General features: G+C 72.9%; 24 protein-coding genes and 1 tRNA gene. 12 read left to right on the top strand and 13 right to left on the bottom strand.

The features are described 5' to 3' along the window. Positions 1-39: 39 nt before the first annotated feature. From GA0074696_RS24165 to GA0074696_RS24155, 3 genes are all read right to left on the bottom strand, one after another. A complete protein-coding gene (locus tag GA0074696_RS24165) occupies positions 40-2,334 on the bottom strand; it encodes a HelD family protein (protein ID WP_088963210.1) in 2,295 nt (764 codons plus the stop codon). A 329-nt stretch (positions 2,335-2,663) separates the two neighbouring features. Then, the gene (locus GA0074696_RS24160; RefSeq protein ID WP_088963209.1) at positions 2,664-4,208 is read right to left on the bottom strand and encodes a tetratricopeptide repeat protein; all 1,545 of its coding nucleotides are present in this window, start codon (positions 4,206-4,208) and stop codon (positions 2,664-2,666) included. A 57-nt stretch (positions 4,209-4,265) separates the two neighbouring features. Continuing rightward, on the bottom strand, positions 4,266-4,724 hold the full coding sequence (locus GA0074696_RS24155) for a MarR family winged helix-turn-helix transcriptional regulator (protein ID WP_088964772.1): 459 nt from the start codon (positions 4,722-4,724) through the stop codon (positions 4,266-4,268). A 50-nt stretch (positions 4,725-4,774) separates the two neighbouring features. On the opposite strand from GA0074696_RS24155, the gene GA0074696_RS24150 reads away from it, so the two are divergent. Further along, positions 4,775-5,296 carry a VOC family protein gene (locus tag GA0074696_RS24150; protein ID WP_088963208.1) on the top strand — a complete coding sequence of 174 codons (522 nt, stop codon included), beginning with the start codon at positions 4,775-4,777 and terminating at the stop codon, positions 5,294-5,296. Positions 5,297-5,321: 25 nt separating this feature from the next. Then, positions 5,322-6,224 (top strand): hypothetical protein, encoded by a 903-nt coding sequence (locus GA0074696_RS24145; protein WP_088963207.1) that lies wholly within the window; start codon positions 5,322-5,324, stop codon positions 6,222-6,224. Between the two features lie 151 nt (positions 6,225-6,375). Here GA0074696_RS24145 and GA0074696_RS24140 read toward each other — a convergent pair whose 3' ends face one another. Continuing rightward, positions 6,376-6,555, bottom strand: coding sequence for a DUF4236 domain-containing protein (locus GA0074696_RS24140; protein WP_088963206.1), 180 nt, complete (start codon positions 6,553-6,555; stop codon positions 6,376-6,378). 254 nt (positions 6,556-6,809) lie between these two features. On the opposite strand from GA0074696_RS24140, the gene GA0074696_RS32680 reads away from it, so the two are divergent. From GA0074696_RS32680 to GA0074696_RS24110, 7 genes are all read left to right on the top strand, one after another. Further along, entirely contained in the window at positions 6,810-6,887 is a 78-nt protein-coding gene (locus GA0074696_RS32680; RefSeq protein ID WP_349881247.1) for a putative leader peptide, read from the top strand. A 138-nt stretch (positions 6,888-7,025) separates the two neighbouring features. Continuing rightward, positions 7,026-8,045 (top strand): ABC transporter substrate-binding protein, encoded by a 1,020-nt coding sequence (locus GA0074696_RS24135; RefSeq protein WP_088963205.1) that lies wholly within the window; start codon positions 7,026-7,028, stop codon positions 8,043-8,045. Beyond that, on the top strand, positions 8,042-9,130 hold the full coding sequence (locus GA0074696_RS24130) for an ABC transporter ATP-binding protein (RefSeq protein WP_231925139.1): 1,089 nt from the start codon (positions 8,042-8,044) through the stop codon (positions 9,128-9,130). The genes GA0074696_RS24135 and GA0074696_RS24130 overlap by 4 nt, the downstream gene beginning before the upstream one ends. Continuing rightward, on the top strand, positions 9,123-9,986 hold the full coding sequence (locus GA0074696_RS24125) for an ABC transporter permease (protein ID WP_172894412.1): 864 nt from the start codon (positions 9,123-9,125) through the stop codon (positions 9,984-9,986). Before GA0074696_RS24130 ends, GA0074696_RS24125 begins: the two co-directional genes overlap by 8 nt. Positions 9,987-9,997: 11 nt before the next feature. Then, positions 9,998-11,332: an LLM class flavin-dependent oxidoreductase gene (locus GA0074696_RS24120; RefSeq protein ID WP_088963204.1), complete on the top strand. Its 1,335-nt coding sequence runs from the start codon at positions 9,998-10,000 to the stop codon at positions 11,330-11,332. A 106-nt stretch (positions 11,333-11,438) separates the two neighbouring features. Further along, a complete protein-coding gene (locus GA0074696_RS24115) occupies positions 11,439-11,990 on the top strand; it encodes a flavin reductase family protein (protein WP_088963203.1) in 552 nt (183 codons plus the stop codon). 11 nt (positions 11,991-12,001) lie between these two features. Next, positions 12,002-12,607 (top strand): malonic semialdehyde reductase, encoded by a 606-nt coding sequence (locus GA0074696_RS24110; protein WP_088964770.1) that lies wholly within the window; start codon positions 12,002-12,004, stop codon positions 12,605-12,607. Between the two features lie 26 nt (positions 12,608-12,633). Here GA0074696_RS24110 and GA0074696_RS24105 read toward each other — a convergent pair whose 3' ends face one another. Genes GA0074696_RS24105 through GA0074696_RS24095 form a run of 3 tightly spaced genes read right to left on the bottom strand, consistent with a single transcriptional unit; the run spans position 12,634 to position 14,520 of the window. Beyond that, positions 12,634-13,152 (bottom strand): GNAT family N-acetyltransferase, encoded by a 519-nt coding sequence (locus tag GA0074696_RS24105; RefSeq protein WP_088963202.1) that lies wholly within the window; start codon positions 13,150-13,152, stop codon positions 12,634-12,636. Then, entirely contained in the window at positions 13,152-13,607 is a 456-nt protein-coding gene (locus tag GA0074696_RS24100; protein WP_088963201.1) for an RrF2 family transcriptional regulator, read from the bottom strand. Before GA0074696_RS24100 ends, GA0074696_RS24105 begins: the two co-directional genes overlap by 1 nt. A 22-nt stretch (positions 13,608-13,629) precedes the next feature. Next, positions 13,630-14,520: a helix-turn-helix transcriptional regulator gene (locus GA0074696_RS24095; RefSeq protein WP_172894410.1), complete on the bottom strand. Its 891-nt coding sequence runs from the start codon at positions 14,518-14,520 to the stop codon at positions 13,630-13,632. A 138-nt stretch (positions 14,521-14,658) separates the two neighbouring features. On the opposite strand from GA0074696_RS24095, the gene GA0074696_RS24090 reads away from it, so the two are divergent. Continuing rightward, positions 14,659-15,438, top strand: coding sequence for an SDR family oxidoreductase (locus tag GA0074696_RS24090; protein ID WP_088964769.1), 780 nt, complete (start codon positions 14,659-14,661; stop codon positions 15,436-15,438). 70 nt (positions 15,439-15,508) lie between these two features. Here GA0074696_RS24090 and GA0074696_RS24085 read toward each other — a convergent pair whose 3' ends face one another. Further along, positions 15,509-15,940: an SsgA family sporulation/cell division regulator gene (locus GA0074696_RS24085; protein ID WP_007457244.1), complete on the bottom strand. Its 432-nt coding sequence runs from the start codon at positions 15,938-15,940 to the stop codon at positions 15,509-15,511. A 293-nt stretch (positions 15,941-16,233) separates the two neighbouring features. Between GA0074696_RS24085 and GA0074696_RS24080 the strand changes: the two genes are divergently transcribed. Together GA0074696_RS24080 and GA0074696_RS24075 are read left to right on the top strand one after the other, a co-directional pair. Continuing rightward, positions 16,234-16,878: a TIGR02611 family protein gene (locus GA0074696_RS24080; RefSeq protein ID WP_407940508.1), complete on the top strand. Its 645-nt coding sequence runs from the start codon at positions 16,234-16,236 to the stop codon at positions 16,876-16,878. 94 nt (positions 16,879-16,972) lie between these two features. Beyond that, a tRNA-Val gene (locus GA0074696_RS24075) sits at positions 16,973-17,047 on the top strand. A gap of 236 nt (positions 17,048-17,283) precedes the next feature. On the opposite strand, the gene GA0074696_RS24070 is transcribed toward GA0074696_RS24075, so the two are convergent. The 5 genes from GA0074696_RS24070 to amcA form a co-directional block, all read right to left on the bottom strand. Then, positions 17,284-18,075, bottom strand: coding sequence for a phosphotransferase family protein (locus GA0074696_RS24070; protein WP_088963198.1), 792 nt, complete (start codon positions 18,073-18,075; stop codon positions 17,284-17,286). Between the two features lie 14 nt (positions 18,076-18,089). Next, positions 18,090-18,578 carry a glycine-rich domain-containing protein gene (locus GA0074696_RS24065; protein ID WP_088963197.1) on the bottom strand — a complete coding sequence of 163 codons (489 nt, stop codon included), beginning with the start codon at positions 18,576-18,578 and terminating at the stop codon, positions 18,090-18,092. 169 nt (positions 18,579-18,747) lie between these two features. Further along, a complete protein-coding gene (locus tag GA0074696_RS24060; protein WP_407940621.1) occupies positions 18,748-19,083 on the bottom strand; it encodes a hypothetical protein in 336 nt (111 codons plus the stop codon). After that, positions 19,077-19,730 carry an NAD-dependent epimerase/dehydratase family protein gene (locus GA0074696_RS32675; RefSeq protein ID WP_407940620.1) on the bottom strand — a complete coding sequence of 218 codons (654 nt, stop codon included), beginning with the start codon at positions 19,728-19,730 and terminating at the stop codon, positions 19,077-19,079. Before GA0074696_RS32675 ends, GA0074696_RS24060 begins: the two co-directional genes overlap by 7 nt. Next, on the bottom strand, positions 19,730-19,912 hold the full coding sequence (amcA, locus tag GA0074696_RS32450) for a multiple cyclophane-containing RiPP AmcA (RefSeq protein ID WP_088963194.1): 183 nt from the start codon (positions 19,910-19,912) through the stop codon (positions 19,730-19,732). Before amcA ends, GA0074696_RS32675 begins: the two co-directional genes overlap by 1 nt. Between the last annotated feature and the right edge of the window lie 486 nt (positions 19,913-20,398).

The following is a 20,398-nucleotide window of genomic DNA, read 5'->3' as shown; positions in this document are numbered from 1 at the left end:
GTCCACATCGCTGCACGCCGGCGGCGCCGGGAGCAGGGGTCAGGACGTGGGCCGGAGCACGCCGAGCCGCTGGGTGGCCCGGGTCAGCGCCACGTAGAGGTCGCTGCGCCCGCGCGGGGACTCGGCGACGATGGCGTCCGGGTCGACCACCAGGACGGAGTCGAACTCCAGGCCCTTGGCCTGCCCCACGGTCAGCACCACCACCCGGCTCTCCAGCTCCGGCTGCTCGCCGACCGCCGCCTCCGGCAGCGCGGCCACCACCGCGGCGGCCAGCTCGTCGGCCCGGCCCGCCGGCACGATCACCCCGAGCCGCCCGTCGTCCAGCCCGGCGGCCTCCCGGGTGGTCGCCGCCACCAGCTCCTCGGCGAGTCCGGCCGCGTCCACCGCGCGGTCCCACGGGGGTACGCCGCCGGCGCGTACCGAGCGGGGTGGGCGCAGTGCGGGGTCGATCTCGGCGAGCACCTCGGCGGCCACCGCCATGATCTCGGCGGGGGTGCGGTAGCTGACGGTCAGCTCCTCCTGCCGCCAGCGCTGCGCCACGTAGGGCTCCAGCGCGTCGGCCCAGGACGGGGTGCCGGCCAGCGCGCCGGTCTGCGCCACGTCACCGACGATGGTCATCGACCGGCTCGGGCAGCGGCGCATCAGCAGCCGCCAGGCCATCGGCGACAGCTCCTGCGCCTCGTCGACGATCACGTGCCCGAACGCCCAGCTCCGGTCGGCGGCGGCCCGCTGCGCGGTGGTCAGCCGGTCGGCCTCCTCCTGCCGCTCCAGCAGCCGGTCGGCGTCGATCAGGTCGGTGACGCCGAGGATCTCACCACCGTCGGCTTCGTCCTCGACGTCGATCGAGCGGGAGCCCCGGGCGATCTCCAGCACGCCCTCGGCGTACTCACGCTGGAACGAGCGGATTCGCTCGCGGCGGGCGGCAGCCGCCCGCTCGTCCTCCCCGAGCAGCTCGGCGGCCTCGTCCAGCAGCGGCACGTCGGCCGGCGTCCAGCCGCCCGGCTCCCGGTGCAGCAGCGCGCGCTCGGCGTCGGTGAGCATCGGCGTGGCCGTGGCGATCCGGTCGGTCGAGGCGTACAGGTCGGCGAGCAGGCGCTGCGGGGTGAGCACCGGCCACAGCTCGTCGAGCGCGGCCCGGATGCCGGGCTCCTCGCGCAGCTCCCGGCGGATCTCGGCGCGGTCGGCCTCCTCCAGCAGGTTCTCCCCGCCCAGCGGGTCGGCGCCGATCCGCTCGGCGATCTGCGCGGCGAGCGCGTGGACGACCTCGACGTCGAACACGGCACGGGCCAGGTTGTGCGGGCGGCCGGAGCGGCGGGCCCGGTCGCGGGCCTGGCGGACCGTCTCCGGGTCGAGCCGCACCGTGTCCCGCTCGATCTCGATCTCCAGCGGCTCGTCGGGCACCCACTGCCGGTCGCGGACCGCGGCGGCCAGCACCTCGGTCATCACCGTCCGCCCCTTGAGCGCCGCCGGCTCGGCCGGCTCGGCCCGCCGCGCGCTGACGCCGGGGAAGAGGTCGCCGGGGGTACGCAGCAGCACGCCGGTCTCGGCCAGCGTCGGAAGCACCTGCGAGATGTAGCGCAGGAAGGTCGCGTTCGGGCCGACCAGCAGCACGCCCCGGCTGGAGAGTTCCCGCCGGTGGGTGTAGAGCAGGTACGCCGCGCGGTGCAGCGCGACGGCGGTCTTGCCGGTGCCGGGGCCGCCCTGCACCACCAGCACGCCCGGCAGGTCGGCCCGGATCACCCGGTCCTGCTCGGCCTGGATGGTCTCCACGATGTCGCGCATCCGCCCGGTCCGGCCGGCGTTGAGCGCGGCGAGCAGGGACGCCTCGCCGGTCAGCTCCTCGTGGGCGGTGGGGGAGGCGGTGGCGAGGTCGAGCACCTCGTCGTTGAGCCCGGTCACCTTCCGCTGCCGGGTACGCAGGTGCCGGCGGCGCTTGACGCCCTGCGGGTTGGCGGCGGTGGCGAGGTAGAACGGTCGGGCGGCCGGGGCCCGCCAGTCCATCAGCAGCGGGTCGTAGTCGCCGGTGGTGTCGAAGATCCCGATCCGGCCGATGTAGTGCCGGGCGCCGTCGGTGTCGTCGAGCCGGCCGAAGCAGAGCCCGTTCTCCACGGCGGAGAACTGCTCGACCTGGTCGGCGTACATCTGGACCGCGCTGTCGCGCTGGGACCGGGCCTGCAACGTGCCCCCGGTGTTCCGCAGTTCCTCGGTGAGCCGCTGGGCGGCCTGCTCACGCATGTCGTCCAGCCGGCTGTAGAGCAGCGAGACGTATTCCTGCTCGCGGCCGATCTCGTCGTCGTGCCGCTGCGCGACGGAACCGTCGGATTGCGTTGACAAGCCGTCTCCTCGTCATTTAAAATAGCCGCAGGAATGGCCATCGTCGCCATTCCTTTTTTGTTTCTCCGAACGGAGAAAGATACCGCGCCCCGACCCGCCGCACCAAGCATCCCGGCCCCCCGGCGCCCACATCACACCCCCACCACCTCCTCGCCCACCCACCCTCCCCAGGCGCACCGGCCCTGATCCCGCCGGGCCACCCCCTGGCGCACTTTCAGAGAAAGAGTGCCTTTACGAGGCCGGATGGCCACGCTTTCTCTGAAAGAGGCCCCGACGGGACGGGGGAGGCCTCGACTGGACGGGGGAGGCCACGGGGTGGGGTGAAGGAGTCAGCGGCGGCGGGTGCAGACCTCGGCGGCCCGGGCGACGGTGTCGGTGGACCAGACCACGGCGACGGTGAAGCAGTAGTCGTTGGTGCGGTCCAGGCCGTAGACGACGAAGCTGTTCGTGCCGGCGGGCAACTCCTGGAAGGCGCGCGGGTCCTGCCCGGCGCGCCCGCCGGAGATGACCACCGGCCCCTCCGCGCCCGCCGGGTACTCCCAGTCCAGCGCGATGTTGTCGCGCCGGTCGCGCAGGGTCACCTGGGCCGGTGGGGTGCCCGGCGGGGCGGCGACCCCGGCACTGGTCGGCGTGGACGACGCGGTGGGGCTCGGCGGGCCGGTCGGCGCGGCGGCGGGCGCCGGCGGGTCGTCGCCACCGCCGTCGACCTGCGACACCCCGGCGACCACCGCGACGGTGCCCAGCACCACCACGGTCAGCCCGGCCACCACGGCCGGGGTCGCCCGGTTGCGGCGCGGTGGCGGCGCGTGGTGCCGGGGCACCAGCACCGGCAGCAGCCGGGAGTCCTCCGGGTGGTGCTGACCCACCCGGTGCACCCCGTCGGCCTCCTCGGCGTACCCGTTGGCCAGCCCGACCACGGACGGGGGGACCGGCTCGTGGGCGGCCCGCTCCGGCTCGGCCACCGGCTCCGGCGGCCACCAGTCGGCGTACGGGTCGTCGGCCTCCGGGGCGTCGGCGTCCTCGGTGGGCAACCGCTGGCCGGGCACCGTCGGCGGGTACGCCTGGTCGGTCGCCGCCGGCCCCACCGGCCAGGTGGGCGGCTCGGGCGGCCCCTCGTCGGCCGGGGCGGTGCGGGCGGCCGGCACCACCGGGGTGTCCCGCTCCGGGGGCGGCTCGTCGGCGCAGACGTGGTCCGGGTCGGCGGCCGCCCGGGCCAGGGACGCTACCTGCCGGGCCAGCGGGTCGTCGGCGGGCAGGTGCTGCCGGGCCAGTTCCCGGGCGAGGGCCAGGTTGTCGTGCGCCTCGGTGAACCGGCCGCAGTCGCGCTGCATCGCGCCGAGCCGGGCCAGCATCTTGATGCCGCTGGGGTTGCCGTCGCCGTAGACCTCGCGGTGCAGCTCCCAGGCGTCCTGGAGGCGTTCCCGGGCCTGCGCGCACTGGCCCCGGGCGTACTCCACGGTGGCCAGATCGGCGTGCGCGGCGAGCACCCGCAGCGACTCCGGCCCGTCGCGGGCGGTCAGTTCCAGGATCACCTCGGAGTAGAGCCGCGCGGCGCGGGCGTCGCTACCGACCCGGTGCAGCACCGCGGCCAGCGTCGCTCCCGCCGAGATCGTCCGCTCGTCCGAGCGTCCGTAGAGCCGGGTGGCGGCCGCGTACGCGAAGGCCGCCCAGCCGCGCGCGGAGTGCGGCTCGCCGAGTGCGACCAGCACCCGCGCCTGCAGCCCGGCGGCGTCGGCCAGTTCGGGGGTGGCGTGTTCGGGCCGGGGGTCGGCGTCGGTCAGCGCGTCGGCGAGCAGTCGCTGCGCGCCGGCCAGGTCGCCGGCGGACACCAGGTGGTGCGCCTGGAGGGTCAGTTCACCGAAGCCGGAGGGCACGCCCCATCGTGCTCGTCCGGCCACGGGTTGTACAACCCCCGACGGTGATCGGAGTCGTCAACCGGTCAGGTGGGCGACCAGCGTCTCGCTGATCCGGCGCAACTGGTCGACCTGGGCCGGGCTGAGCGCGTCGAAGAGGTGCCGGCGTACCCCCTCGACGTGGCCGGGCGCGGCGGCGGCGAGCACCGCGAAGCCGTCGTCGGTGAGGACGGCGACCTGGCCGCGCCGGTCGGTCGGGCAGTCCTCACGCCGGAGCCACCCGGCCGCCTCCAACCGGGTGGCGGCGTGCGAGAGCCGGCTGCGCGAGGAGCCCGTCAGGTCGGCCAGCTCGCTCATCCGCAGTTGCCGCCCGGGCGCCTCGGAGAGCCGGACCAGGATCTCGTAGTAGGCGTGCGGCATCCCCGCGTCGCGTTGCAGGTCGCGGTCGAGGGTGTCCATCAGCGCTCGGGAGGCGGTCAGGAAGGCCCGCCAGGTGCGCTGCTCGTCGGGGTCCAGCCACCGGGTCATGGCGTCCATCATAGCGGCAATGGTTGAACGCTCAACCAAACCGCGCTAGCGTGGGGTGCATGGGAATCCACCGCCTCAACCACGCCGTCCTCTACGTCAGCAACCTCGACCGCAGCGTCGCCTTCTACCGCGACGTGCTGGGCTTCCGGCCGGTGGCGATGACCCCGGACGGGTTCCGTGGCGCCGCGTTCCTCCAGGCGCCCGACTCCACCAACGACCACGACCTCGGCCTGTTCGAGATCGGCGCGGCGGCCGGCCGCTCGCAGGCCGGGCGCGCCACCGTCGGCCTCTACCACCTGGCCTGGGAGCTGGACACCCTCGACGAACTGGCCGCCACCGCCGAGCGGCTGGCCGCCGCGGGCGCGCTGGTCGGCACCTCCGACCACGGCACCACCAAGAGCCTCTACGGGCAGGACCCGGACGGCCTGGAGTTCGAGATCGTCTGGATCGTCCCGGCCGACCTGCTCGACGACGAGGCGCTGGCGGCGCGCAAGCGGATCGGCCGGCTGGACCTGGACCGGGAGCGGCGGCGCTACGGCGGGCAGACCCGGGGCGGGGTGGGCATCTCCGTGCCGGCCTGAGGCCGCCGTACGGTACAACGGCAGGATGGCCACCGACACCGTCCTGCGTGAACTGCTCGTCCGGCAGCTCGACCACTGGCTGCCGGGGGCGCTGCACCGTTCCCGGCGGGCCACCCTCGCCCTGTCGTACCCCGATCCCGACGCCGCCGAGGCGGCGCTGCGGGTGGTGGCCGAGTTCGCCGACCGGCTGCGCGGGCGGCGGCTGACCGTCCTGGTGCTCGCCGGCGGTGGGCCCGACCTGCCGGCCTGGCTCGGGCCGGTCGAGGCGACGCTGCCGGCCGACGTGGCCGTGCACCTGGTCCCGGGCGACGCGTCCCGGCTGCCGGTGGTGCTCAAGGCGGCCGGCGCGGCCGGCGCGCCGCTGCTGACCATGGTGGACGCCGCAGCCGCCGAGCCGGCGCTGCTGGCCGCCGCGGCGACCGGTCGCCCGGCCGAGCTGCTGCTCACCGCTCCCGCGTCGGCAGCGCTGCGGCCGGCCCTGACCGACGCCGGCTTCCCGCTGGTCACCGAGGTCGAGCTGGTGCCGGCCGACGGCTCACCGGCCCGGCGGGTCGCCTTCGGCACCGGACTGGAGAAGAGCCTGGAGGCGTTCAAGGACGCGCTGTGGGAGGTCGACGAGTTCGCCGGGGTGCGCTACCGCGACCCCGAGGACCCGGCCGGCGGGCTGCTCGACATCGCCCTGCACCCTGAGCCGGGGCCGCTGCGCCGCGAGCTGCTGGCCGAGCTGGCCCGCTCCGGCCCGCGTACGGTCACCGAGCTGCGCCGGCACACCCTCACCGCGACCGTCTACCGGGCCGCGGACACCGTGGGCGCGCTCACCAGCCTGCTGCACTCCGGCGCGGTGCGCCGCGACCCCGAGCACGGCCGGCTCGGCGGCGACGTGCTGATCACCGCCGGCCCGGCCGCAAGCGCCCGGTCAACTGCTTGACCAACACCGACGCGCCCGTGGCCACCACCGGCGATGCTGAACACCATCTGCCCGCAGACCACTCCCGGGCCCGGGGGCCGCGGGGTACGGGGCCGCCGAACGTCGAGCGGGGTGCCGGTGAGTCACCGGCACCCCGCTCGACCTCGGGACGTCACGCCCGGGTCTTGTCCTGCTTCCAGGAGAGCGGCCCCGGCAGATCGACGCGGTGCGCCTTGGCCTTGGAGTTCCAGGACCAGCGACCGATCTTGATGCTCCACGAGGAGAAGCCGTTCTCGGTGAAGTTCAGGATGATCGGCCCGTACTTCTTGCGCTTGCGGAACATCAGACCCATCGTGGGCTCCCTTCGCCGTTCCCTGTCCTGCCCTGCTCTGACGCCATCGAACATGCCCGAACCGGCGATTTGCGAAACCTGCCGCGGATCCGCTCCGGATCCGCTCTGGACGGTCACCGGAATCTCTACTCAGCAGGTAGGTGTTGCGGGGCGGTAAACGCAGCTCGGCAAGGGATGCAACAAAGTCAGCGACGCGCATCTCATGTTCTGGAAGGGCGTTGACCGGGCTCGTGGCGGCCCGGCAGCATGGGCTCATGTCGCAGCGGGACGAGCTTCTCCTCACCGCTCGCGTGCACGTCGACCTGGTCCGGCACGCGAGCGCGCTCTGTTGAGCTGACGCCCTCCGCCGTCCGCACCATCCCTCTTCCGCCACACCGCACGGCCCGGCCCACGACGGCCCGGCGCTGCGCGCCGGCGTACCCCCGCGCCACCGGGCGCGGTCCTCCTCGTGCTCAGATCAGGAGACGTCCATGTCCTCATTCCGTCGTACCCTCGCCGCCGTCGCGGCCCTGCTCGCCCTGACCAGCGCCACCGCCTGCGGCAGCGACGCCGAGGCGTCCGGCCAGACGAAGGAGCTGCGTTACCAGGGCTCCGTCGGCCAGGTCACCCTCCCCGAACTCGCCGCCGACCTCGGCTACCTCGGTGACGTGAAGCTCAAGTGGATCGGCAACGTCACCGGCGGCCCGCAGGACATCCAGGCCACCGCCACCGGGCAGAGCGACTTCGGCGGCGCGTTCAACGGCGCCATCGTCAAGCTCGCCACCGCCAACGCCCCGATCACCGCCGTGGTCAGCTACTACGGCTCCGACGCGCAGACCTTCCAGGGCTACTACGTCCTCGACGACAGCCCGATCCGCACCGCCCGCGACCTGATCGGCAGGAAGGTCGGCATGAACACCCTCGGCGCGCACGCCGAGGCGGTACTGAAGATCTGGCTGGCCCGCAACGGGCTCAGCCCGACTGAGATCGCCCAGGTCGAGCTGGTCGCCATCCCGCCCGTCAACTCCGAGCAGTCGTTGCGGCAGCGGCAGATCGACGTCGCGGTGCTCGGCGGCGTGATCCGCGACAAGGCGGTCACCAACGGCGGGGTCCGCACCGTCTTCACCGACTACGAACTGCTCGGGGCGTTCAGCGGCGGCTCCTACGTCTTCCGCGACGACTTCCTCAAGCGCAACCCGGACACGGTGAAGACCTTTGTCAGCGGGGTCGGCAGGGCCATCGAGTGGGCCCGCAGCCAGCCCCGGGAGACCGTGGTGGCCCGACTGGAGGCGATCATCGCCAAGCGCGGCCGCAACGAGGACCCGGCGCTGGTGCGCTACTGGAAGAGCAGCGGCGTCGCCGGAAAGGGCGGCCTCATCAGCGATCGGGAGTTCACCACCTGGATCGACTGGCTCGCCGGCACCGGCGAACTCAAGGGCGACAAGCCGAAGCCGGGCGACATCTACACCAACAAGTACAACTCCTTCGCCTCCGGCGGCGGTGCGGCGTGAGCGACGACAAGGTCCGCTTCGACCGGGTCACCAAGACCTTCCCGGTCCGCGCCGGGCGGCGCGCGTCCGCCGGCGCGGTCACCGCCCTGGACCAGCTCACCCTCGGGGTACGCCCCGGCGAGTTCCTGGTCGTCGTCGGCCCCAGCGGCTGCGGCAAGTCCACCCTGCTCGACCTGCTCGGCGGGCTGTCCAGACCCACCTCCGGGGAGGTGCTGGTCGACGGCCGCCCGGTCACCGGGCCCGGCCTCGACCGGGGCATCGTCTTCCAGCAGTACGCGCTGCTGCCCTGGCGTACCGCCGCCGGCAACGTCGCGTTCGGACTGGAGGCCAAGGGCGTGCCCCGCGCCGAGCGGGCCGAGCTGGTCGCCCACCACCTGGACCTGGTCGGGCTCGGCGGGTTCGCCGAGCGCTACCCGCACGAGCTGTCCGGCGGGATGAAGCAGCGGGTGGCGATCGCCCGCAGCCTCGCGTACGACCCGGACATCCTGCTGATGGACGAGCCGTTCGCCGCCCTGGACGCGCAGACCCGCGACTCGTTGCAGGACGAGCTGGTACGGATCTGGCAGCACACCGGCAAGACGATCGTGTTCATCACCCACGGCATCGACGAGGCGGTCTACCTCGGCCAGCGGGTCGCCGTGATGACCTCCCGCCCCGGGCGGATCAAGCAGGTCATCGAGATCGGCCTCGGTGACCGGGGCGCCACCGAGGACGTCCGCTCCTCCGACGCCTTCCGGCATCACCGGCACGAGATCTGGACGCTGCTGCGCGACGAGGTGCGCGCCGCGCAGTCCGCCGAACGCCCGCCCGCCCGGCCGACCGTCGGCCGGCCGGGCCGCACCCCCTGGCGGGCGCTGCTCGACCGGTCGACGCCCGCCCCCGATCACCCCGGCCGCAGCGCCGACACCCGGCCCGGCCCGGCGGAACCGGTCGACGTCGGGCAACCGCCCCGTGCCGCCGCCCCGGAAGCCGGCCGCTCCGCCGGCACCGCTGGGGACGGTGGTCGTACCCCCGCCGTCGCCGACGCCGACGCGGACCGCGCGGCGCCGGCGGCGACCCGAACCGAGGAGGCCCGCGTTGGTTGACATCGCCGAACGACCCACCCGGCTGGCGGTTCCCGCCGCCACGCCCCCGGCGGCGCCGGCCGTCGCCGGGCCCGCGCTGGCCGGCCGGCTGCTCGGGCTCGGCGGGCGGGCGCTGCACCGCAGCGCCGCGCTGCTCGGCCTCGCCGCCCTGTGGGAGACCGCGCCCCGCGTCGGCCTGGTCGACCGGGTCTTCCTGCCGCCGCTGTCCGAGGTGCTGGTGGCCTGGTGGGCGCTGCTGACCAGCGGGCAGCTCGCCGACCACGTCGGGGCCAGCCTCACCCGCTCGCTGACCGGGCTGGGGCTGGCCGTGCTCACCGCCATCCCGCTCGGGCTGCTGATCGGCTGGTACCGGCCCCTCGCCGACCTGCTCAGCCCGCTGCTGGAGGTGTTCCGCAACACGGCCGCGCTGGCGTTGCTGCCGGTCTTCGTGCTGATCCTCGGCCTGGGGGAGACCTCCAAGATCGCCCTGGTGCTCTACGCCTGCTCCTGGCCGATCCTGCTGAACACCATCGCCGGGGTGAAGGGCGTCGACCCGCTGCTGGTGCGCTCCGCCCGCTCGATGGGGCTCAACCACCTGCGGCTGTTCCAGAAGGTGATCCTGCCGGCGGCGGTGCCGACGGTCTTCACCGGCGTCCGGCTGGCCGGGGCCTACTCGATCCTCGTGCTGGTCGCCGCCGAGATGGTCGGCGCGAAGGCCGGCCTCGGCTACCTCGTCAACTACGCCCAGTACAACTTCGCGATCCCCGACATGTACGCCGGGATCATCACCATCTCCGCCATCGGCCTCGTCGTCAACCAGCTCCTCGTCGCCGTCGAACGCCGCTTCTCCACCTGGCGCGTCGACGTCACCGCCTGAGAGGAAACACCATGTCCCGCACCCTGCACCTGAACGCATTCCTGATGGGCGTCGGCCACCACGAGGCGGCCTGGCGGCACCCGCGCACCGACCCGAGCCGGGTCGGCGACGTCCGGCACTTCCAGGAGCTGGCCCGGATCGCCGAACGCGGCACCCTCGACTCGGTCTTCCTCGCCGACGGGCTGGCCGTCGGGCCGGCCGTACGGCACAACATCCAGGCCGTCTTCGAACCGCTCACCCTGCTCGCCGCGCTGGCCACCGCGACCGACCACATCGGGCTGATCGCCACCGTCTCCACCACCTACAACGAACCGTTCAACACCGCCCGCAAGTTCGCCTCGCTGGACCACCTCAGCGGCGGCCGGGCCGGCTGGAACATCGTCACCTCCGCGCAGTCCCGCGAGGCGTGGAACTTCAACCTCGACGAGCACCCCGCGCACGCCGACCGGTACCGGCGGGCCGCCGAGTTCGTCGACGTGGCGATCAAGCTCTGGGACAGCTGGGAGGACGACGCCCTCGTCCTGGACACCGCGGCCGGGGTCTTCGCCGACACCGACCGGGTGCACGAGGTCGGCCACGCCGGCGAGGCGTTCAAGGTCCGCGGCCCGCTGAACACGCCCCGACCGCCGCAGGGCCGGCCGCTGCTGGTGCAGGCCGGCTCGTCGCCCGACGGCATCGCCTTCGCCGCCCGGTACGCCGAGGCGGTCTTCACCGCCCAGCAGACCCTCGCCGACGGCCAGGCCTTCTACGCCGCCCTCAAGCGGGCCACCACCGCCGCCGGCCGGGACCCGGACCTGGTCAAGGTGCTGCCCGGCATCGCCCCGGTGATCGGCGGTACGGAGGCGGAGGCGCAGGCCCTCGCCGCCGAGCTGGAGGCGCTGATCGTCCCCGAGCACGCCCTCGCCCAGCTCTCCGGCATGACCGGGATCGATCTGAGCGGGTACCCGCTGGACGGCCCGCTGCCCGACCTGCCCGCCGTGACCAGCGTCCAGGCCCACCAGAGCCGCTACCGGCTCGTCGTCGAGCTGGCCCGACGGGAGCAGCTCACCCTGCGGCAGCTGATCGGCCGGCTCGGCGGCGGGCGTGGGCACCGGGTGGTGGCCGGCACCCCCGAGCAGATCGCCGACCAGATCGAGCTGTGGTTCACCGAGGGCGCCGCCGACGGCTTCAACGTGATGCCGCCGCTGCTGCCCAGCGGGCTGGCCGACTTCGTCGACCACGTCGTGCCGCTGCTGCGCGCCCGGGGGCTGTTCCGGCACGAGTACACCGGTCGGACGCTGCGCGAGCACTACGGGCTGCCCCGCCCGGCCAGCTCGTACGCCACCCGCGAGCTGGTGACAGCGTGAGCGCGAGGAGTGAGCCGGGGTTGCGAGCCCCGCAGTCGCGAGCTGAGGTGGCGGCGTGAGCGCGAGGAGTGAGCCGGGGTTGCGAGCCCCGCAGTCGCGAGCTGAGGTGGCGGGCGTGAGCGCCGACCTGCTGCCGGTGGATCGGGACCTGTTCCGGGGGCTGCTGCGCCGGCAGGCGTCCACCGTCACCGTGGTCACCGCCGTCGCCCGGGGCACCGACCCGGCCTGCCTGGGCGGGATCGGGGCGCCGCTGCGGGCCGGCTTCACCGCCACCTCGTTCACCTCCGTCTCGCTGGACCCGCCGCTGGTCTCGTTCTGCCTCGGCGTCGCCTCGTCGAGCTGGCCGGTGCTGGCCCGCGCCGAACACGTCGCGGTGCACCTGCTCGCCGCCGACCAGCGGGAGGCCGCCCGCATCTTCGCCACCAGCGGGATCGACCGGTTCGCCGCGTACCGGGAGTGGACCCCGGGGCCGTTCGGGCTGCCGCTGCTCGACGGGGTGCTGGGCCGGCTGCTCTGCCGGGTCGTGCACCGGGTGCCGGCCGGCGACCACACCGTCGTCATCGCCGAGCCGCTGGCGCTGGCCGCCGGCGTCGACGCCGAGCCGCTGGTCTACCACCGCGGCGGCTACACCAGCACCGCCACGGCGGTGGCCGCGTGACGGGGGCGTCGGTGGCAGCGGCGCCGGACCTGCTGGCGCTGGACCGGAACGCCCAGGACCTGCTCTTCCGGGCGGCCCGCACCGCGAACACCTTCACCGCCGAGCCGGTCACCGACGACCAGGTCGCCGCCATCCACGACCTGGTCCGGTACGGCCCGACCGCGCTCAACGGCCAGCCGCTGCGGGTGCTGCTGGTGCGCTCCGCCCCGGCGCGCGCCCGGCTGCTGCCGTACGTGTCCGCCGGCAACCGGGCCAAGACGGCCGCCGCCCCGCTGGTCGCGGTGCTCGCCGCGGACGTGGACTTCCACCGGCGGCTGCCGGAGCTGTTCCCGCACCGGCCGGAGGCGAAGGACTGGCTGGCCGACCGGGCGGAGCGGGTCGCGCAGGCCCGGTTCAACGCCACCCTCCAGGCCGGCTACTTCCTGCTCGGGGTGCGCGCCGCCGGGCTGGCCGCCGGGCCGATGGCCGGCTTCGACGCCGCCGGCGTGCGACGTGAGTTCTTTCCCGACGGCCGGCACGAGGTGCTGCTGCTGGTCAACATCGGCCGTCCGGGCCCGGACGCCTGGCAGGACCGGCTGCCCCGGCTGGCCGCCGAGGAGGTGATCGAGACGGTGTGACTCCGGGGGCGCGCGCCGGTGTCGGCTCAGGCGGGCACCGGCGCGCGGTCGACGGCGAGGACCCGGGTGATGCTGCCGTCGTCCTCGGTGATGTCCCGCTGGTGGACGAAGCCGAGCTTGGCCAGCAGCGCCAGCGAGGCGGTGTTGGCCTCGGCGACGGTGGCGTACACCCGGCTCAGGTCGAGGGTGTCGAAGCCGTAGCGGACCAGGGCCCGGGCCAGTTCGGTGCCGAGGCCGGCGCCCCAGGCCGGCTTCGCCAGGGCGTACACCAGCTCGTGGCCGTCGACCTGGTCGGTGCGCTTGATCTCGGCGTGCCCGACGTACCGGCCGTCGCGGCGCACCGCCCACACGTCGAACAGGTCCTCGGCGTAGACCGTGGTGAACACCCGGCCGAACAGGGCGGCGGCGTCGGCGGGGGTCATCGGGCCGTCGCCCATGTACCGGGCCACCTCCGCGTCGCTGAGCAGGGCGACGAAGTCGTCGGCGTCGGCCGGGCGGTAGGGCTCCAGCAGCAGCCGGTCGGTGCGCAGGGTGGGGGTGGGCATCAGCGGGGCTCCCAGGCGTCGGGCAGAGCGGTCAGCTTGCGGATGTGCGCGGGCAGTCGGCCACTGACCACCTCGGCGAGGCTGACCTCGTCGAGCACCTGCCGGACGGCGGCCCGGACGGCCACCCAGAGCCGGGGGAGGTTCTCCGCCGAACCCTCGTAGCGGGTCTCCTCGGGGCGCAGGCCGCGCACCCCGGCCAGCGGACCCTCCACGGCGCGCAGGATCGCCCCGACGGTGACCTCGCGGGGCGGCCGGGCCAGCGTGTAGCCGCCCTCCGCACCGCGCTGGGCCCGCACGATGCCGGCCCGGCGCAGGTCGGCCAGGACGGCCTCCAGGAACTTGCGCGGCATGTCCTGCTCGGTGGCGATCGCCTGGGTGGACAGCAGCGAGGGGTACGCGGTGGCGAGGCTCAGCGCCGCCCGTACCGCGTAGTCGCCGCGCGCGGAGATCTGCACCCCGCCATCATGCCCGGCCGGCTCACTCCGCCTGGTCGGCGGGCCGACGCTGCCGGACGATCCGGCGCAGCGGCTGCTCTCGCGCGGCCCGGAACGCCCCCGGGCTCACCCCGACCTCCCGGGTGAAGAAGCGGCCGAAGTTGGTCGGCTCGGGGAAGCCCAGCCGGCGACCGATCCGGGCCACCGGCTCGTCGGTGGCGGCCAGCAGCCGGCTGGCCTGGAGCGCGACCCGCTCGTCCACCACCTGCTTGGCGCTGCGCCCGGTCACCGCCAGGCAGGCCCGGGTCAGGGTACGCACCGAGCAGCCCAACTGGGCGGCGTAGTCCTCGACCCGGCGGGTGTGCTGGTAGCCGCGCTCGATCTCCCGGCACAGCCGGTGGAAGGTGGCCAGCTCCGACCGGTGCGGCCCGCCGTCAGCACCGCCGGGCCGGTCGGTGGGGAGCAGTGCCAGGCGCAGCAGCAGTACCGCCAGCTCGTGGCGGAGCAGCGCCTGGGCGGCCGGGTTGGCGCGGTGCCGGCGACTGTCCACCGCCAACTGGCTGACCTCGTTGATCACCGCGTCCTCGTCCTCGCCGGCGAGCTGGTGGTGGGTCGGCACGGCGTCCGGCTCGACGTCCAGGCCGCGCAGCGTCTCGCCGCGCCAGCGCACCACCGTCGCGTCGAGCTGCGGGGTGCAGCGCAGCACCTGGCCGGGGCTGGCCCGCAGCAGCGTGCCCGGCCGGCACGGCAACGGGCGGAAGTCCAGCTCGGCCGTGCCATGGCCGCCGGTGACCAGGATCAGCAGATCCGCGTCGAGCAGGGTCGGGCGGCGCCACCCGGGCTCGGCGGCGAGGTCACCGAGGTCGAGCAGGTCGATCTCGGCGGTGGGCAGGTCGGGGCGCGTTGCCGGGGAGAGCTGACCGGAAGGGACCATCACCTGCGACGGTAACCGGAGGTGGGGGTGGTCGCATCCCGGCGACGGGACCGCGGTGTCGCGTACGCGGGGTTGTCCCCGGTCCGGAGCCCGGTTACGTTACCGAGCGGTAGGTCCACCGACTCGCGAGGGATGGGCATGACGGAGCTGTTCTCGGTCGCCGACAAGACGGTTCTGGTCACCGGCGGCACGCGGGGGATCGGGCTGATGATCGCCCGGGGCTTCGTGCAGGCCGGCGCCCGGGTGATCGTCTCGTCCCGCAAGGCCGACGTCTGCGCGGCGGTGGCCAAGGAACTCTCCACCGAGGGGCGGTGCGAGGGCGTGCCGGCCGACCTGAGCCACGACGCGGGCGCCGAGGGGCTGGCCGCGGCCGTGCGGGAGCGCACCGGCGACCGGCTCGACGTGCTGGTCAACAACGCGGGCGCGACCTGGGGCGCGCCGTTGGAGGCGTACCCGGAGAGCGCGTTCGACAAGCTCTGGGCGGTGAACGTCAAGGCGGTCTTCCGGCTCACCACCGCGCTGCTGCCGGCGCTGCGCGCCGCGGCCACCGCCGACGACCCGGCCCGCGTGATCAACATCGGCTCGGTCGACGGCATCCGGGTGCCGTTCATGGAGGTGTACGCCTACTCGGCCACCAAGGCCGCCGTGCACATGCTGACCCGCAGCGTGGCCCACCAGTTGGCCGGTGAGCAGATCACGGTCAACGCGATCGCCCCGGGCCCGTTCGAGAGCAAGATGATGGCTTTCGCCCTGCAGGACCCGGCGTCCCGTTCGGCGATCGAACAGCAGGTGCCGCTGGGTCGGATCGGCCGCCCGGAGGACATGGCGGGCACGGCGATCTACCTGTCGTCGCGCGCCGGGGCGTACCTGACCGGCGCGGTGATTCCCGTCGACGGCGGCCTCACCACGCACGGCTGAGGCGTACCCGGTCGCGGGTGAGCCGGAGCCGCGCGGACTCGGCAGATCCGCGCGGCTCCGATCGGATGGGTCAGCGGCCGGCGAGCAGCCGGTTCACCGCTGTGTCGACGTCGAGGTGCTCGGCCTCGCGGCCGCGCGGGACGACGACGTAGGTCCGCCGCAGGAAGCGCACCAGCACGCTGCGCGGCACCTCGAAGAGCGCGTTGCCGTCGGGTGACGACAGCGCCAGCGCGACGAAGTCGCCGCGCGGGGTGGCCCACGGCCAGACCCGGACGTCGCCGATGCCCGCCGGTTCGTCGAGACCGGTCACCAGCAGTTCGCGGGCGAAGGACCAACTGACGGCCTCGCCACCGGCGGATTCGGCGTGGAACAGGACATGGACCGCATACGGGTCAGCAGGGTCGTAACGCAGACTGGCACGCACCGGCAAGGCGGTGGCGTCAGGTGCGACGAGCCTTAGCGACGTCTCGACCTCTACGGTCGTCGGTCGGATGACACTCATGGACGTTCTCCCCCCGGCACCGCTGCGGAACGCGCGTGTCCCGCTTTTCCCATACTCAGGTGCTACTCCTGGCTACGCTCCGCCATACGCTGACTTCACCCAGTGGTGGGAAGTGCCTCGGAAGCGCCGCCAGAATGTGAAACTTCTTGTACGATTTCCGGTCTGCCCAGTGCGTGATCCCGCCCGGCGTCGGGTGGCTCAGTCGTCGACTTACTCCGGTAACGTCCAGTGGTCTGCGCAAGTGACGGGCCGGGGCGACACTGGGGGGTGAAATGGTCACGAACCGATCCTCAGTGGATGCGGCGACCGTGACCGACCCACCGAAAGTAGGGGCCCGAGCAGCCGAAAGGCGGGGGAACGCGGTGCCGAAGGATCAGCACGACGGGACCGGTCGGCCTGCCCCCGGCGGCCGCTCCGGTCAAGGTCGTGCGACTGCTCGCGGCGCCGCCTCGCGGCCCGTCCGCCCGGCTCATCGCGGCCCCTCCGGCCTTGCCGCCGGCGGTCGCGGGTCCACCGGTACGGCCGTCGCCGAGCGGCCGCCGACAGGCCTCCGGCAACGGGTACGGACCAGTCTCGACCTGATCCGCGCCAACCCCACCGGCCGGGTCGCACTCAAGATCTTCATTGCGATCGCCGGGGCGCTGGTCGTCACCGTCGGCCTCGCCCTGATCCCGCTGCCCGGCCCCGGCTGGCTGATCGTGATCGGCGGCCTCGCCATCTGGGCCGTCGAGTTCCACTGGGCCCGCCGGCTGCTCGCCTTCACCCGCCGGCACGTGCAGGCCTGGACCCGCTGGGCCACCTCCCGGTCCCTGCCGGTACGCATCGCCCTCGGCTCGGTCGGCCTGATCTTCGTCGCCACGGTGGTGTGGCTCTCGCTCAAGTACAGCCTCGGCATCGACCTGGTGGCCCGGCTGCTGCACTACCTCGCCACGCACTGACCGGTCGGGTGCGGCGGGCGGCCGAGCCGGGTGCGGCGCGCGGGACCCGGATTTCCGGTCCGCTCGCACGATCAGGTAGAGTCATCGGCGCTGAGGGCGATTAGCTCAGCGGGAGAGCGCTTCGTTCACACCGAAGAGGTCACTGGTTCGATCCCAGTATCGCCCACCATAGATACATGCAGGTAGGAAGCCCGTCACCGGTTCAGCCGGTAACGGGCTTCCGCGCTGTTGCCCCTTAAATTGGGAGCAGATTGGGAGCAGGGCGTTCGGCTCTGGGGTCCGATCGCCGTGGGGGCGCCCGGCGGCGGCCTCGGGTTACCGGTCCGACCGGGCTGGCCGGCTGATGGAGGACTTGGAGCTACCAGTACCGGGCCCCATGTCACGAGGGAGCCGTCCCGCTATCGCTCATGTGCCTGACTGATGGCTGGCGGTCCGGTGGGCTGCCCACTCACCGGTCCACGTCGCCAGGTCGTGTACCCAGCTTTCGGTGCTCTGCCGGGACTTGGCCGACCACTTGGATGCGTTCTTTGACGCGAAGTCTTCCAACACCTCGCGGTCGGTCGCGGTCCATGCGGGAAGCTGCGTCAGCCACTCTTCTGCCTGTTCGGCGCTGTGGCCGCTGCCGATGAGCCACTGGACGAGCAATGCGAGTTCGACCCACGGAGCTGCCTTCGTTGCCCATGCCCAATCGACGATCCGTAGGCCGTGCGGAGTCACGATCAAGTTGGCCGGATTGAGGTCGGAGTGGATGAGTATCTCGCCGTCCATCGCCGGGTGTGCGAACCCGAGGCGGGCTGGCGGGGTGAACCATGAGTCGCCGGGCGCGGGAGTCTCCTGGAGTCCCTTGAGTGCGACGGCGAGCAGATCGAGATCCGCACTGCCGGGTGACAGGTCGGGGTGGGGACCGGCGAGATGCTCGGTCCCCACCACCAGCCAACCATCGGAGTCGAAGTGCCACAGGACTGCGGGCGGGTACCGGTCGATGGCCTGGGTTACCGCCAGCTCGTAGCGCAGTGACCGAACGCTCAGCTCTCCAGAGGCCGCCTTGACGAAGACCTGACCGGCTGGCCCGGTGACCGTCGAGGCGATCTCCGCATGGTTCCCACTCGTAGCCGGGGCTACGCCGAAGGCTCCACCGACCCGTTCGGCGATCCCTGTCGTGACAGTCTCCGGCAGAGCGGTCCAGTCGCTACGCATCGGTTCTCTTTCTGCTACTTGCCGGGCTGAGGCGGGTTCGGCGGACAGCAGGACTCGGCCTGGCCACCCCAGAATTCCATGTCGACGCGGTAGCCGGTGTCGTGCAATGCCGCGAGTGTGTAGGTGATGGCGGTGCCGTCCTGCATGGCTTCGGTCTGGATTGGCCGGTGGTGCACGTAGTGGCCCGCGATCTCCTTGCAGGCGGCCGTGTAGGGCTCGCTGATCTGGAGGGCGGCGTGCCAGACAGCGTCGACCGGCCGGGTCGGCACGACGCGGTAGGACTCGCCGGTCGGCAGGAGCATCCCGAAGTCGGGCTTGTCCACGCGGTCGGCGTACGCCTTCAGAAAGACGAGGAACTGCCCGACCGCACGCTCGGCGTAGCCCTGGGTCACCTCCTGCCTGGCGGCGAAGTAGTGGGCGATCTTGTCGAACACCTCGGCCGAGACGAGGGTGCGAGGGTCTGCGGCGATTGTCGTGGCCGGCCTGTCTGCGGTAATACTCAAGACTCCTCCTTCATTCTGTGCGGGTCAGCGAGGAGGGTGCGTCATCGCGGTACCTTCGAGGCTGAGTTGCGTCGGTGCATTTCATGTCGTGGATCGGATCATGAGGCGCGGAGGGCTCGGGCGGTCGGTTACGGAGGCCCTCTCATCCTCAGCAGGTGACAGCGCATGGTCACCGGCCCTCCACGATCGACTTTCGGAATGGCCCCCAGGCGACGAAGCGCTCGAACATCTCGCGCGGGCTTGGCCCGTCGTGCGGGTTCAGATGGAGCAGGTCACGCATCGCCTCGTACATCAAGCCGCTGAGGTAGATCGACAGGGCGGGGAGAGCGGACTCGTACTCAACCTTCAGTAGGAGACGCGCTTCGGCGCAGGGCCATGGCTGGCCGCACGAGCGGCACACCCAGATCGGCCGCAGCGGGGTGTGTGGGGGTGCTGTCTCCGTCCTGTAGCTCGGCCGGATCGGCTTGGGCCCGGCACTTGGGATCGGCAGCTTGGATGTCACCAGCGGCCTCCATTCGGGCGCCGCTCCCGCGCGGAGCGAGGTGCCCACCCGGCCTGGCTGCGGGATCGGCAGCGGCACAGTGAGCTCCATGCCGCACCGAGGGAGGTGATGGCACTCACCTTCAGCGGTCTCGACAGCAGTTGCCGACCGGATGGGCAGTGTTGATCGGCACAGGGCTGCTGGTGCGGTGAGAGTTGCAGCGCAGAGGGTGTACGGCGAGACCGGAGAGGTCGGGTCGGCCTCGCGGTTGGGCCGATTCGCCGGGCCGCAGACGCTGGACGACGAGGCGGGCACAGCCGGTGAAAGCCCGATCGAACGCAGGCATCAAGCAGCCGGTTGGTGCCGAGTACGTTGGCTTGGGCGTAGTCGACGAACTCCGCGGCCCATGGCGGCCGGACTCCTGGCCGGGCGGCCAAGTGAAACACGGTGTCGCAGCCGTCCAGGGCGTCGCCGAGTTGGTCGGTGGACAGGTTCCGGCACACCGGGGTGCACAGCCGATTCTCGACTGCCGCCAGGTTCTCATCGGCGATGCCGTGATCACCAAGCCCGCGACGGTCGAGGCCAACGACCTTTACGCCGCGGGAGAGTAGCGCGTCGACCAGATATGGGCCGATGAATCGGGCAGCGGCGGTCACCCGCACACGGGCCATCATCGCTGCCTGCTGATGTCGGTCCGCTGCGCGAACACCCGCTGCCACACATGCGTTAGGAGGGGAGGGTCTCCCGGCGATACCGCCGCCCGGTCGGTAACCACCCGCACCGAGACGGGAACCAAGTGGTGTGGGATGTCCGTGGTTCCGGCGAAGGCGTGCTGCGAGATATACAGGGTCATGGCGCCACCGGTCGACGAACCCAGCTCCTCGGCCAGTCCTGGCGGACCCGCCGGAATCCCGGCGGGTCCGCCATCGCGAGGCGGCGGCTGGGAGCACGCCGCCGGTCACCCGCCCGCGCAGCCCCGATGGCGGTACGCGGACGAGGAGTCACCCTCACGAACGCGCATCCGGCCACCGCCACAGTCGGCCGAGCAAACTCCCTGGCCGCCTTGCCAGATTCGATCAACCTGTCCACCATGAATCTCCTGGCGTCGATGACAATGGGTCAGTGAGCTGGCCCGCCGCTCCGCAGCGGTCTTCGATGCTCAACATCAGCGAACCGTCCACAGGAGCCGGGCGGTACCGTCCACCAGCCGTCCGCTCGCAACCAGGCGGTGACGAGCCGTAGCGGAGGTAGCTAGCGTCGACTGCGGTCGACAAGCAATGCGCGGAGGTGTTCAGATGGCCGGACGGCGCTATCCCCCCAACCGGCGGCTAGCGTGGGA

Origin of the sequence: Micromonospora purpureochromogenes, assembly GCF_900091515.1 — a bacterium.
GTDB classification, from domain to species: Bacteria; Actinomycetota; Actinomycetes; order Mycobacteriales; family Micromonosporaceae; genus Micromonospora; species Micromonospora purpureochromogenes.
This window is presented reverse-complemented; position numbering and strand designations above follow the sequence as displayed.